Annotated in this window: 7 protein-coding genes; 2 read left to right on the top strand and 5 right to left on the bottom strand. The window is 70.0% G+C overall.

Translation table 11 applies throughout. The annotated features are described in order from the left end of the window. From ACFPZ3_RS51485 to ACFPZ3_RS51505, 5 genes are all read right to left on the bottom strand, one after another. A partial coding sequence (locus tag ACFPZ3_RS51485; RefSeq protein WP_379521772.1) for an RHS repeat domain-containing protein occupies window positions 1–5384 on the bottom strand: 5384 nt, incomplete at its 3' end. A 176-nt stretch (window positions 5385–5560) separates the two neighbouring features. After that, window positions 5561–8791, bottom strand: coding sequence for a LamG-like jellyroll fold domain-containing protein (locus ACFPZ3_RS51490; protein WP_379521773.1), 3231 nt, complete (start codon window positions 8789–8791; stop codon window positions 5561–5563). Window positions 8792–9010: 219 nt separating this feature from the next. Continuing rightward, a complete protein-coding gene (locus ACFPZ3_RS51495; protein ID WP_379521886.1) occupies window positions 9011–9715 on the bottom strand; it encodes an alpha/beta hydrolase in 705 nt (234 codons plus the stop codon). A gap of 11 nt (window positions 9716–9726) precedes the next feature. Further along, window positions 9727–9957: an ATP/GTP-binding protein gene (locus ACFPZ3_RS51500; protein WP_379521774.1), complete on the bottom strand. Its 231-nt coding sequence runs from the start codon at window positions 9955–9957 to the stop codon at window positions 9727–9729. Between the two features lie 56 nt (window positions 9958–10013). Continuing rightward, window positions 10014–11468 carry a 3-hydroxyacyl-CoA dehydrogenase family protein gene (locus tag ACFPZ3_RS51505; protein ID WP_379521775.1) on the bottom strand — a complete coding sequence of 485 codons (1455 nt, stop codon included), beginning with the start codon at window positions 11466–11468 and terminating at the stop codon, window positions 10014–10016. A gap of 36 nt (window positions 11469–11504) precedes the next feature. Here ACFPZ3_RS51505 and nucS point away from each other — a divergent pair, with 36 nt between their 5' ends. Then, window positions 11505–12167, top strand: coding sequence for an endonuclease NucS (gene nucS, locus ACFPZ3_RS51510; RefSeq protein ID WP_379521776.1), 663 nt, complete (start codon window positions 11505–11507; stop codon window positions 12165–12167). A 213-nt stretch (window positions 12168–12380) separates the two neighbouring features. Continuing rightward, complete coding sequence (locus tag ACFPZ3_RS51515) at window positions 12381–13853, top strand: aldehyde dehydrogenase family protein (protein ID WP_379521777.1); 1473 nt, start codon at window positions 12381–12383, stop codon at window positions 13851–13853. The last annotated feature ends 55 nt before the right edge of the window (window positions 13854–13908 follow it).

A 13908-nucleotide genomic window follows, 5' to 3' on the forward strand; every position in this document is an offset into this window, starting at 1 on the left:
CGCCTGGCCGCCGCCTGGGCGAGCTTCCTGGCGATGATGCGGGCCGCGATCCTGGCCGCGATGCCCACGACGATCCAGAAGAGCTGGCCGTCGGGGTCGCTCATGGTGACCGGGCTGTTGTTGGCGTAGGCGTAGGCGTTGAGCTGCTGCGGGTCCTCCTCGTCGATCACCGGGTCGACCGAGAGGAAACGGCCGAGCTTGGGGTCGTACTCGCGGGCGCCGAGGTGGACGAGCCCGATCGTCGTGTCCTGCGTGCCGCCGACGAATCCGCGTTGTCCCGGCCACCATGGCGGTGGTGTCCCTCGGTCCTCACCGAACGGGGTCTGCCTGCGGATGGCCAGTTCGCCGTTGCCGGCGTTCACCGCGGCCTGCGCGGTGCCCTGGTGGTCGTTGGCCAGGAAGTAGACCTGGTTGTCCGGCGTGCGCACCGCGACGGGCTGGTCGTTGATGGTGTAGTAGCGGGTCTGCTCGACGACGTCCTTGGCGTAGTCGAGGCGCAGCTCCATGTCGTCGATGTAGAGGGTGGCGTCGGTCGGGGTCTTGCGGAGCAGGCGGTCGCCGTCCGCGTCGTAGACGAACGACGTGGTCTTGCCCGCTTCCGTCACCGACTCCAGGTTGCCCTCGGCGTCCCAGATCAGGCTCTGGTCCGAGGTGCCGATCTTGCGCCGGGTGGTGTTGCCCGAGACGTCGTACTCGAACAGGTCGGCGCCGACGCTCTTGAGAGCGTGCGGCTGCTGGCCGCCCTGCTGCGGGTAGGTGTAGTCGCGGACCGTCTGGCTTCCGCCGCCCCAGGCGTGCTTGGTCTCCTTGGTCCGGTTGCCGGTGGCGTCGTAGGCGTAGCTGACCGCGTACGGGGCCACGCCGCCGATCTTGCCGGACGTCGGGGTGCCGGAGGCGCAGTCGTCGGTGGCCGTCCACGCCGAGGTCATGCGGCGCAGGTGGTCATAGCCGAAGCACTGCGTGTCCTGGCCACTGGCCTTGTCGGAGATCTTGGTGACGTTGCCGACGGCGTCGTAGGAGTAGCTGAGGTCCAGGTCGGTCGCGGTGGCGCCCTCCCTGTCCAGCCGCATGCCGGTCATCCTGCGGGTGGTCTCGTCGTGGGTGTAGGTGAGCCAGGTCTTCTTGTTGCCGGTGCCGAGCTCGTACTGCAGGGTCTCGCCCAGCTTGGAGTAGCGGGTCGCGGTCACGTACGACGACAGGCCGGTGACCTTGGTCGGCTGGCTCAGCTCGTCGTAGCTGTAGACGACCGACTCCTCCGCCAGGCCGCCCGCGGCCGGGAAGCTGACGGACTGGACCTGGTCGTCGATCGTGTAGCGGGTGTTGAGCACGTACGAGCCGGCCAGCTTGCCCTCACGCTGGGGGACGGTGACCGTCTGGCGCAGCGCGCGGTAGTCGGCGTCGATGGCGTTGATCTCGGCCGTGTACGCCTGCCCGCCCACGTAACGGACGCTGGCGTTCATGTGACCCTTGGCCAGGGCGTCGTACTTCCACTCGGCCAGCAGCGGACCCGTCTCCGAGCTCTCGCGCATCTGCGTCTTGCGGCCGAGCTGGTCGTAGCCGTACCACAGGGTCTTGCCGCGGGCGTCGGTGGTGGTGACGATCTCGTCGGCGTCGTTGTACGCCATCGTCGTGACGCCCTTGTCCGGGTCCTCCGACTTGATCTCCCGGCCGCGGAAGTCGTAGTGGTGCCGCCAGACGTTGCCCGCCGGATCGGTCACCGTGGACAGGCGGCCGGCGTGGTCGTAGGTGTACTTGGTGGACTCGTACTCGCCGGTCGGGGTCGCGCCCTTGTACTGGCGCAGCTCGATGAGCCGGTCCTCGGCGTCGCCGATGCGGGTGGTCGCCGTGCCGCCCGCGGGCGGCGTGACGTGGATCCTGTCGCCCTCCTGCTTGGCCGTGGCCCGGTACTTCTCCACGCCCTTCGCCTTGAGCACCTGGGCGTTCATCTCACCGGCGCCGTCGAAGGAGGACACGACCTGCGCGGGCACGGCGGCGTCCGCGACCGCCAGCAGCTCGGTGGCGGGCGTCCCGGTGGAGAAGTAGCCGGTGTTCGACTTGTACTGCTCGCCCTGGGAGTTGAAGAAGGTGTCGGTGATCGTGCGGCCGTCGCGCAGGGCGGGGTCCTGCGTCTGGTCGTCCCTGGGCGCGGGTTCCTGGGTCTGGCGCTCGCGCATGAGGCCGTCGTACAGCTCGTGGCTGGCGGTGTAGACGCCGTCGGCGCCCAGCGTCTTGGTGGTCACCACGCTGGGTCCGTCGGTGCGCATGACGTAGGAGTACTCGGTGCTGGGCGACTGTCCCGCCGCCTTGCTGCGGTCCGGCTGCCAGACCTTGACCAGGCGGCCGAGCGCGTCGTGCTCCATGTCCACGCGGCGGCCCGCGGCGTCGATCTCCGCGACGGGCTCGCCCCAGGCGGGTTCCACGACGGTGCGCTCGGCATGGCCGAGCTGGTTGGTCTCGGTGACCTCGGTCGCGAGCGCGCCCGTGGCCGGGGTGTAGGCGGTGGTGGACTTGGTGCCGACCGGGTCGGTCTCGCTGGTCTCGCGGCCGTAGACGTCGTAGGTGTGGACGCTGTCGTTGATCGTCGCGCCCTCGGCGGTGACGACCTGCTGGACGGTGGTCACGTCGCCCTTGGTGGGCGCCTGGCCGAACGCCTTGCCGTCGTACTGGACCTTCTCGTCGGAGATGACCTCACCGGCGGCCAGCGTGGACACGGCGGTGCCGCAGCCCGCGGCGACCTTCTGGACCCGGCTGGTGTAGTCCAGCATCCAGGAGGTGTCGTCGCGGGCGTAGGTGTAGCGCGTGCACTCGTCGTCGTCCGCGGTGGCCAGGTCGCCCTTCTCGTCCACCGTGGCGAGCAGGCCCTGGGTGTCGTAGGTGCGCTCTTCCCCGGTACGCCGCCACTTGTCCCCCGGCAGCGCGGTCCGGGTGACCATGGACTTGGCCTCGACGATGTGCGCCGTCTTGGTGACGCCGCCCTGCGTGGACTCCGCGGTCTTGAGCGACCACGGCTGCTCGACGGTCGCGGTCAGGACGGCCCCGCCGTCGCCGTCGTGCATGACCTCCTCGCGCTCGAAGCCGGCGTACTGGTCGAGGTCGTCGACCTTGACGCCCTCGGTGTCCTCGACCTGCGCGACGCGCTTGGAGCCGTCGGCCTGCTTGTCGCCGTGCATGCCGCGGAAGTAGCGGAACTCCGTGAGCGTGCGCTTGGTGTCCTGGCCGTCGCCCTCGCGCACCCGTACCCGGCCGAAGCCGCGGAAGTCGGCCCACGTGCGGTGCTCGGGCTTGACCAGGATGTTGTCGGCGTAGTGCCAGGCGGCGCCGTCGAGATACTCGTAGCCGGTGACGACGTTCGGCGAGGCCGCGACGCGGTCCACCTCGATCGTCTGGGCCACCACGTACTTGTGGAACCAGTCGGTGACCTCAGCCTCGTTCGGCGGGGCCCAGCGCTGCGGGAAGCACAGCTTGGCGTTCTTGTCGGCGGCCGGCAACTCGCCGGGCTTGCACTCGGCGGGGGCGTAGTTGATCCGCAACTCGCCGCCGGTCTCGTTGTTCACCGCCTGGACGCGCCACTTGACCAGCGGGGCGCGGCCCTCGTTGGCGTCCACCCGGTTGGGCAGCTGCACGCCGATGAAGGTGGTCTTGGGCAGCGTGATCGTGCCGCCCACGAGGCCGGTCTGCTGCACCGAGGCCAGCCACAACGACGGGCTCAGCCCGTCACCCGTGGCGGGGAACTGGTGGGTCAGCGCCCAGGAGTCCACCGGGTAGAACGCGCCGGCGGCGTTGCGGACCTGGGTGGTGACCTTGGTCAGCCGCTTGCGGGTGAAGAAGGTCGGGGCCAGGCGGTCGGTGCACTTCACGCCCGAGTCGCAGATCTGGTCGAACGGCACGTCCGGCCAGCTACTGGCGGTCTCCTTCTTCAGCTCGGTCGCGGCGCAGGTGATCGTGCCGCTGGGCAGGCAGCGCTCGGCCACGTCGAACACCACGCGGGCCGCGGGCGTCTTGGTGAACAGCTCGCCGGACAGGTAGCCGTAGTCGATGCGGTTCAGGTAGGCGGAGCGGTCGTACACGGTGCCCAGTTCGGGCTTCATGTTGCGGCCGTAGTAGTTCTTCTCCTGCGTGTACCAGTACGTGCTGGCGTTGCCGTGGCTGTCCACGGCGTAGTCGAGGTTCCACCGGTAGGCCTGCTGGCACCAGGCGTTGGCCGGGGTGCTGGAGTAGCAGGGCTCGCCGCTGTTGTTGCCGAACACCGGCACCGTCTGCACCGACTTGGTCTCGGCCTTGCCGGTGGCCCAGCCGGGCAGCCGGTTCAGGCCGAAGCTGTACTGGGTGCCGTCGGCCGTGGTGACCCGCCAGTACTCGCCGTTGTTGTCGCCGTTGGTGGCGCCGGTGAGGGCCTCGATGCGGGTGCCGTCGTCGCGCTTGGGCCGCCACTGCTTGGTCGTGGCGTCCTTGACCAGCTCGACGGAGGAGTTGCCGAGCGACAGGGTGGCGTTGTCCTGGTCCCAGCACAGGTCGCCGGTCTTCTTGCCGTCGATCATGCAGGACTTGTAGCGGCGTTCGACGTAGCCGCCCGGGTTGAGCTCGAAGCCCTCACCGGCCCACGACGCCTGGTTGTTGGTGGAGGCGGTGCGGCCGTCCACGCTCTGCGAGGAGTAGCCCAGCGCGATGTCCGGCTCGTCGCCGCCCAGCGCGGGCGGGGTGCGCATGTCGTAGTTCCAGGTGAAGTCGCCGGTCTGGGTGCCGACGCTCCAGTCCGCCGTGGGCGCCAGGGAGGTGGCGGAGTGGTCGCCGGACTGGCCGGAGGGGGCGGCGGCCAGCGCGTACACGGCGCCGGTCTGGACCTCGGCGGTCAGCGTGCCGTCCTTGGCGTTGTTCTCGCTCTTCACCGGCTCCGGCTGCGGGCAGTTCGCGAGGGTCGCGGCCTTGAGCGCGCACTCCTCGATCTTGACCATGCCGAGGCGGGCGCCGTAGTCGCCGCCGTAGGCGTAGCGGAAGCCGGAGTAGTCGATCTCCAGGCGGGTCTTGCCCGCCGCCTTGAGCGACACTCCCTGGCCCGGCGTGACGCGCATCGCCGGGCCGAGGCGGTCGGTGTCGAGCAGTTCGACACCGACCGGGTCAGCGGCTTTCTGGGAGGCGAGCTTGACGGGGAATCCGGCCGCCAAGGTGCTGACGCCGCCGCCCAGCTCCGCCTTCTGCGGTTTGGGCCAGGTGACGCCCGGTGGCGCCTTCCACGCCTGTTTCTGCACGGGATCGGCCATCGGGGGAAGGACCGGCACCTTCGTGCCCGTGACCGGGCTCTCCTTCTGCGTGGACGGGGTCGGACGGGAGGCGGCCTGGGCCGGCATGGCGTAGGCGACCGGCGCGATCAGGATGACCGAGAGCACGGTCGCGAGCCGGCGCGGCCAGGGTGACTCTCGCTTGGCCTCCTGGAATCGGTTCCAGGAGGGGTCGGGAAGTTCGGGTTCGACGGCAGACGGAGGGCGATTCCAGCGGGATTCGGGCAGGTTTAACTCATCCGGGTCCATTGAACCTCTCCCAGCGAGGGGGGTGCGAATCGGGATTACTGTGCGGCTAGCTGGGCAATCTGCTCGGCGCTCAGCACGCCGTCATAGGTGCGGACGTCGTCGACGGTCCCCGGCCAGTAGCCGGTGAAGACGCCCGCGGCCTTCGTCCGGCCCAGTTGCAGCGGGCTGGTGGCGTTCCACGCGCTCAGATGATCGGTGATGGTCGTGGTGGACAGGCGGCCGTTGACGTAGATGCGGAGCTGACCGGCCAGCGCGTCGTACACACCGGCGATGTGGGTCCACTCCAGGGGGTTCGGGATGGCGTCCGACCGGGTCCGTACGAGTGCGGCGGTGTCGGTGTCGGCGGCGGCCATGCCGAGCGTCCACCGGCCCTGTTCCTTGTCGAAGCCGAGCTGGAACCCGGCGGCCCTGCCGCCCGGCTGCGCCACGGCCGCCGTGTCACGGGTCGGCAGGTAGTCGAGCTGGGTCCAGGCGCTGACGGTGAAGCCCGTCCTGGTGTTGACCACGGGCCCGGTCGTCTGGGCGTAGCCGTTCACGCCGTCCAGCGCGAGCGCGCCGTCCAGCCAGCCCGACGTCCACGAGGCGGCTCCGGAGAGCGTCGCAGCGCTCGCCCGGCCGGAGGAGTCGGCCGCCGAGGTGCCGGACTCCTCATCCAGCTTCCAGTGGCCGACCAGCGTGGCAGCGCTGTTGACCAGATCGGCGACCTCGTCGGCGAACATGGCGCGGCCGTAGACCCGCACCTCGTCCACGTCTCCCGGCCAGTATTCCGAAGCCGCCCCTGCGACCTTTCCGCGGCCGATCGTCAGGGGGCCTGTGGCGTTCCATGGTGCGGTGACGGCGACCGTGGACTCCAGCCGGCCGTTCACGTAGAGCGAGATCTGGCCGGCCGCGGAGTCGTAGACGCCTGTCAGGTGGGTCCATTCGTTCAGCCTCGGCGCGGCGGCCGACAGCGCGCGCGTCACCGGTGCGGCGTCCGCGTCGGAGCCGGTCACGCCAAGCGCCCAGCGGTCGTTGGTCTTGGAGTACTGCAGCGCGAACGCCCCCGTCCTGCCGCCCTCCTGGGTGACGGCGGTGGCGGTCGCGGCGGAGCCGGTCAGGCGGGCCCAGGCGGTGACGGTGTAGTTGCGTCCGGTGTCGATGACGGGGCCCGAGGTCCTGGCGTAGGCGTTGGCGAGCTTCAGCGCCGTGCCGTTCTTACCCGGCGTCCAGGTGGCGCCGGTGAGCGTGGCCGGGTGGGCGCCGGCCGCGTCGGCCGCCACCGTGCCCTGGCCGTCGTCCATCGGCCAGTGGCCGCTGGGGCCCTTGCCGCCGTTGACGTTGAAGACGTAGGTGCGGATGGGTCCGGACTGGCCCGCGCGGTCCTTGCTGCGCACCGACAGCACGTTGGGTCCGTCGTGGCGCGGCGTCAGCGCGATCGTGGCCGTGCCGTCCGCGGCGGGCGCGACCTCGGCCTTCGGCGTGGTGTCCAGGCCCCACACGTACGTGGCCACGTCGGCGACGCCGTTCGGGCCGAAGGTGAACGTTCCGGGGAGTCCGACGCCGTCGCTCCAGGCGTTCTCCGTGAACTGCGGTGAGGAGACCTCGGGCTCCCTGCCCGGGGCCGTGGCGTCCACGGTGGCCTCGCACCAGGGGCTCCAGGCGCTGTTGGCCTTGCCGTCCTCGGCTCGGACGCGCCAGCGGACCAGGGCGCCGTCGACATACAGGGCCTGCGGGATCGTGGCGGAGAAGGCGGTGCCGGAGGAGCCGAGCGGGGTGACGTACTCGCCGCTCTTGGTGCCCGCGGCGTCGTACCACTCGAAACGGCCCTTGACGGAGTTGTCGGCGTCCTTCAGCTTGGCCCACAGCTTGGGCGTGGGGGTGCTGATCACCGGGCGGTCGTCACCGGAGACACAGGGGCCGCCCGGGTCCGACCACGCGTCGGCGGCCACGGGGGCGCCGGGCAGCGAGTTGTACTCGATGACCAGGCTCGGGTTGTTCTTGAACTTCTTCCAGGCGTAGACGTCGGTCTCGCTGGTGGCCCGCAGGCCGATGGTGACGTTGGCCCAGTTGTTGGCGGCGGCGTTCACCACCTGCGGGGTGACGTCGAACTCCACGCCGCCGGGCAGGCACTTCGGGCCCCAGCCCTTGGCCACGTTCACGGTGGCCAGCTTGGTGACCCACGCGGGCTGCTTGTTCCAGGTGGTGGCCTTGCTGATGGTGTTGGTGGCCCACGCCTCGACGTTGCGGGCGGTGCACGAGTACGACCACGTCTCATACGTACGCAGCGTGGCCTTGATGATCTGCTTGCCGTGGATGGCCGTGCCGGTGTTCATCTGGTAGAACGTGCGGTTCTTCTGCGACTCGACGTGCCCTACCCTGGCGACGTCGCTGGAGTTGAGGTAGTTGGAGTTGGGCCAGTTGCTCCACACCGCGGTCCAGGCGTTGCGCGCGGCCGAGAAGTACGGGTCCAGATAGACGGGGAACTTCGTCCCGGGATCCGTCATCATCTTGCGATCCGGCCGCAGCCGCAGCTTCTTGCCCGCCAGCTCCACGCCCATCGTGGCCTCCCGCGCCTCCGGGGAGCGGCCCTCCTTGAGCGCCTGCTGGCTCGTGATGCCCTCGGAGTCCCACATCTTCGGCGTGGGGGCGATGAAGATCGTGCCCTCGTTCGCGTCGGTGGCCTCCAGGTTGCCCGCCTTGTCCGACTCCAGCGTCAGACCCTTGACGGTCAGCGGGAACGTCAGCTCCGTCATGTTCGCCGCGGCGGCCCGCGACTTGACCACCAGGACGTGCGAGAAGCCGTCCACGTCCGCGGTGACCTGCAGGTCCACGCCGGGCATGACCTCGGCGTAGGTGGCGGTGTCGCCCTTCAGCGTCGGCTTGGGCAGCGTGCCCGTCCAGCCGATGTCCATGGACTTGGCGCCGCGCGACAGGCGGGCCAGCGGGGCGCTGCCGCCGCCGGAGAGCGTCAGGCCGACCGCGGCGGCCACGGGCTCGACGGCGCCGTCGGGGCGCAGGCGGAGCGTGGTGTCCACGGGGACCCAGCGGTCGTCCTTGCGCACGCGGATCGGGCGGACGTTCAGCTCCATGGAGAGCGTGCCGTCCGGCTGGGCGTAGACCGTGCGGGTCTCGCTGCGCATCGACTCGACCTCGACGGGGCCGCCCCGCGTTCTGGCCTGCGCGACCGCTGCCCGCTCCGTCTCAGGAGGAGTCTGTGTGACCGGATCAGGAGTCTGTGTGGTCGCGGCCCGTTCGGGCTCGGCGACAGCTGGATGGACCACTGCCATCGTCGTGATAGATAACGCCGCCGCAACCAGCCCGTGCACTACCCGCATACGTTCCTCGCCCATACTGAGCTGGGGATTACGCGCGGACAGCGACCGCCCGGCGTCTCCACGATCTTCGGTTGACGATCGGATTCTTACCCTCACCCAGGCGCAGGTCCAGACTTCTGGTCATTCTGCTCAAGGAATTCTTCACGATCACCACTAATACGGAGATATCCGTCATACCTCCGTGGGCAGCGGCCAGGCGACCGGGTTGACCCGCTTGACGATCTCGTTCAGGGCGATGCGCACGTACGGTTCCCCCACCCACAGGTGCTTGGCCCCGTCGACCCCGATGACCTCCGCCTGCGGCACGCGGGCGAACCTGCCGCGGGCCTCCTCGGGCCGCAGGTAGTCGTCGAACTCGGGCACCAGCGCCACCAGCGGCCGCCCGAACCGCGCCCAGGCGTCCAGGTCGGCGTCGGTGGCCCTGTGCAGCGGCGGCGACAGCAGGATCGCGCCCTCCACCAGCGGATCGTGGGCCCACTTCAGCGTCAGCTCGGTGCCGAACGACCAGCCGACCACCCACACGTGCGGCAGGTCGTGGAATTCGGCGTACTCCAGCGCAGCGGCCACGTCGAACCGCTCCCCCTCGCCCCCGTCGAACGCCCCCTCCGAGGTGCCGCGATCGGAGGAGGTGCCCCGGGTGTTGAAGCGCAGCACGGCCAGGTCGGCGAGCGCGGGCAACCGGTTGGCGGCCTTCTTGTAGACGTGGCTGTCCATGAACCCGCCGTGGGTGGGCAGCGGGTGCAGGGTAACCAGTGTCGCCACGGGCGGCCGGTCGAGGGGCTGGGCCAGCTCGCCGACCAGGGTCAGGCCGTCGCCCGTGTGCAGCTCGATCGGCTCACGCCGGGCGGGCAGCACGGACGCCGCGCGAATCTCCACCATCGATCCCTTCAGTAGCGGCTGCGGCCGTGGCCGCGATCGAGTCTCTTACGCCAGCAGGCCGAGTGCCAGTGGCGGCGTTCCTCGTCACCGCCCGGCCAGTTCGGCCAGGCCACGATGTGCGGCTGGCCACTGCGGATCTCCTGGTCGCAACCCGGACAGCGGTAGTTCTTGTCCGAGGAGCCGCCGTTGAGCATGCGCACTTTCCACTCGCCGTCAGGCCATTCCTCCACTTTGTCCAAGCCGGTAGGGAAGCCGAAGGGGCGGGAGGACTCCCTGCGGCGGGCGCGGCGAGGGCTCATCGGCGCGGGAACTCGCTCGCGCCGGCGGTGACGAGCTGGTCGAGCAGGGGGGCGGGGGCGAAGGCCGGCTCACGATACTCGGCGTAGAGTGCCCGCAGCCCGTCGCGTACGCGGGCCAGGCCCAGGGACTCCAGCAGCTCGAAGGGCCCGGCCGGGTAGCCGCAGCCCAGGCGCATGGCCGCGTCGATGTCGTCGATCGAGGCATACCCCGAGTCATGCATGCGCACGGCGTCGTTCAGATAGGGGAACAGCAGCGCGTCCACCACGAACCCGGCCCTGTCCTTGACCGGCACCGGATCCAGCCCCAGGACCTTCATCAGGTCGATGGCCCCGCCGACCGCCTCGTCGGAGGTCAGTGCCGTGCGGGCGAGCTCGGCCACCCGGTCGCCGACGAGGTGCACGCCGAGCATCGTGGCGGGGTCGCGCAGGCGTACGGCGTGCTCGACCACAGGCCGGTCGTCGAGCCGCAACACGACGTCGCCGTTCGCGGAACGTTTGAACCCGGCCGCCCCCAGCCGCTCCGCCAGCTCCTCGGCGCCGGGGCCGCCTGCCACGTCGAACGTGGTCACCCCCGAACGCGCCGGGCCGCGCGGATGAGCGGTCTCCTCGCCGTAGAACCCGCGCCCCGACTTGCGCCCCAGCAACCCGGCGGTGACCAGCTCCCGCAGCAGGGGCGAGGGCGCGTGCCGGCGATCGCGGGTCTCGTCGAACAGCACCTCCATCACCTCGTAGGAGGTGTCGAGCCCGATCAGGTCCAGCAGCGCGAACGGGCCCATCGGCAGCCCCGCGCCCAGCTTCATCGCCACGTCGATGTCGTCGCGCCCGGCCACGCCCAGCTCCATCAGCACGGTGGCGTGGTTGAGATAGGGCAGCAGCAGCCGGTTGACCACGAACCCGGCCCGGTCCCCCACCGTCACGGCCGTCTTGCCCAGGCGCTCCGCCAGCTCCGCGATCTCCCGGACGACGTCCGGCTCGCTCACCACCGTCCCCACGACCTCGACCAGGCGCATCACCGGCGCGGGATTGAAGAAGTGCATGCCGATCACCCGGTCTGGGCGGCCGGTGGCGGCGGCGATGGCGGTGACCGACAGGGAGGAGGTGTTGGTGGCCAGCACGGTCTCGGGCTTGCAGATGCCGTCGAGGTCACGGAACAGGGAGATCTTGTAGTCGAGGATCTCCGGGATGGCCTCGACGACCAGATCGGCGTCGCGCAGGTCCTCGCGGGAGGTGGTCAGCGTCACCCGGCCCAGGATCTCCTCCCGCCGCTCGGGGGTGAGCCTGCCCTTGTCCACGGCGCGCGAGGTGGAGCGTTCGAGATGCCCTCTTCCCCTGGCCAGCGCCTCGGCATCGGCCTCCGCGCCGATCACGCGCAGCCCCGCCCGCGCGAACACCTCGGCGATCCCGGCACCCATGGTGCCGAGCCCGACCACTCCCACTCGTTCGAACGCCATGCGTCCAGTTTTCCAGAGGCACTAAGGTGGACCGTCATGCGGCTGGTCATCGCGCGCTGCAGCGTGGATTACATCGGACGGCTCACGGCACATCTGCCGATGGCGCCAAGGCTTGTGCTCATCAAGGCGGACGGCAGCGTGAGCATCCACGCCGACGACCGCGCGTTCAAGCCGCTCAACTGGATGAACCCGCCGTGCAAGCTCAAGGAGGACGGCGAGACCTGGACCGTCACGCACGGCAAGACCAGCGAGAAGCTGGTGCTGACCATGGAGGAGATCCTCCATGACTCCAGCCACGAGCTGGGGGTGGACCCGGGGCTGATCAAGGACGGCGTGGAGGCCCACCTGCAGGAGCTGCTCGCCGAGCACATCACGACGCTGGGCGACGGATATTCGCTGATCCGCCGCGAGTTCATGACGGCGATCGGTCCCGTGGACATCCTGTGCAGGGACGCGACGGGCGCGACGGTCGCCGTGGAGATCAAGCGGCGGGGCGAGATCGACGGCGTCGAGCAGCTCACCCGCTACCTGGAGCTCCTCAACCGCGATCCGCTGATATCCCCTGTCCGCGGCGTCTTCGCGGCTCAGGAGATCAAGCCCCAGGCGCGCGTGCTCGCCACCGACCGGGGCATCTCCTGCGTCACGCTCGACTACGCCTCCCTGCGCGGCATCGAGCCCGAGAATCCCACCCTCTTCTGACTTCCACGCCGGGAACGCCTGTGGGGGCGCTGACGGGCATATCGTCCTCGACGCTGCCCGTTACGCCTCCGCGGCGTTCGCGGCGGTCTGGGGCCGGATCAGCGGCGCCAAGGCCCCTACCACGGCCGCCGCGGCCGCTATCTGCACACGGCCACGGAACCCGGCCGGCAGTGCCGCCTGGTAAGTGGTGGGTTACCGGTTTATCGTGACGCCATGACCACGGTGACGTTCGACTCACTCAACCCGGCTACCGGCGAGATCGTCGGCAGTCACCCCAAACACACCCCCGACACCGTCCACCAGGCGGTCGCCCGCGCCGAGGAGGCGGCCGCGTGGTGGGCCGCCCTGCCCCCGGCGGAGCGCAGGCGACGGCTCCTCGACTACAAGGCGGTCCTGACCCAGAACATCAGGGACCTGACCACCCTGATCCACCAGGAGACGGGCAAGCCGCTCGGCGACGCCACCCTGGAGGTCGTCCTGGCCATCACCCACCTCGACTGGGCCGCCCGCAACGCCCAGAAGGTCCTCGGCCGCCGCCGCGTGGCGACGGGCATGATCGGCCTCAACCTGACGGCCACCCTCGAATACCTCCCCCTCGGCGTCGTCGGCGTCATCGGCCCGTGGAACTACCCGATCTTCACCCCCATGGGCTCCATCTCCTACGCCCTCGCGGCGGGCAACGCCGTGGTCTTCAAGCCCAGCGAGCTGACCCCGGGCATCGGGGTCCGCCTGGCCGAGCTCTTCCAGGAGTCCGTCCCCGAGTACGAGGTGTTCCAGACCATCACGGGCCTGGGCGAGACGGGGGCCGCGCTGGCCGCCGATCCCAGGGTCAAGAAGGTGGCCTTCACCGGCTCGACGGCCACGGCCAAGCGCGTCATGGCGGCCTGCGCCGAGAACCTGACGCCGATCGTGGCCGAGTGCGGCGGCAAGGACGCGTTCATCGTGGACGCCGACGCCGACCTGAAGGCCGCCGCCGACGCCTGCCTGTGGGGCGCGATGTCCAACGCCGGCCAGACCTGCGCGGGCGTCGAACGCGTCTACGTCGTGGACGCCGTCTATGAAAGTTTCATGCGCGAGCTGACCGCCGGGGCGACAAAGGTGAAGGCGGGCGAGGACTACGGCCCGATCACGATGCCTGGCCAGGTGGACATCATCAAGCGGCACATCGACGACGCCACCAAGTCGGGCAGGACGGTGACGGGCGGCCCCGACGCGGTGCGGGGCCCGTACGTGGATCCGGTGATCGTCGAGGACGTGCCCGAGGACTCGCCCGCGGTGCGCGAGGAGACGTTCGGCCCCACCATCACCGTGCGGCGCACCCGCGACGCGCAGGAGGCGCTGGAGCTGGCCAACGCCTCCGCGTACGGCCTGGGCGGCACGATATTCAGCCGCGACGCCCGCCGCGCGACGGAGCTGGCCCGCCTGATGCGCACCGGAATGACGGCGATCAACTCGGTCATCTCCTTCGCCGGAGTGCCCGCTCTGCCCTTCGGCGGAGTCGGCGATTCCGGGTTCGGCAGGATCCACGGGGCCGACGGTCTGCGCGAGTTCGCCAGGCCCAAGGCCATCTCCCGCCAGCGGTTCGCGATGCCCGGGATGAACCTGACTTCCTTCAACCGCGGCCCCGCCGAACTTGAGCGACTGGTCAGGCTTGTCACGTTCTTGCACGGACGACGTAAAAGATAATCTTCTTGCCCTTTCCCAAAACCGATCATCCGTCCATAATTGTGTGCTCTGGGGG

It is taken from the genome of Nonomuraea insulae (assembly GCF_042656245.1).

Coding starts and splice junctions, on each gene's coding strand:
- ACFPZ3_RS51490 (WP_379521773.1), bottom strand. CDS start 8,791: ATGGCAGTGGTCCATCCAGCTGTCGCCGAGCCCGAACGGGCCGCGACC.
- ACFPZ3_RS51505 (WP_379521775.1), bottom strand. CDS start 11,468: ATGGCGTTCGAACGAGTGGGAGTGGTCGGGCTCGGCACCATGGGTGCC.
- nucS (WP_379521776.1), top strand. CDS start 11,505: ATGCGGCTGGTCATCGCGCGCTGCAGCGTGGATTACATCGGACGGCTC.
- ACFPZ3_RS51515 (WP_379521777.1), top strand. CDS start 12,381: ATGACCACGGTGACGTTCGACTCACTCAACCCGGCTACCGGCGAGATC.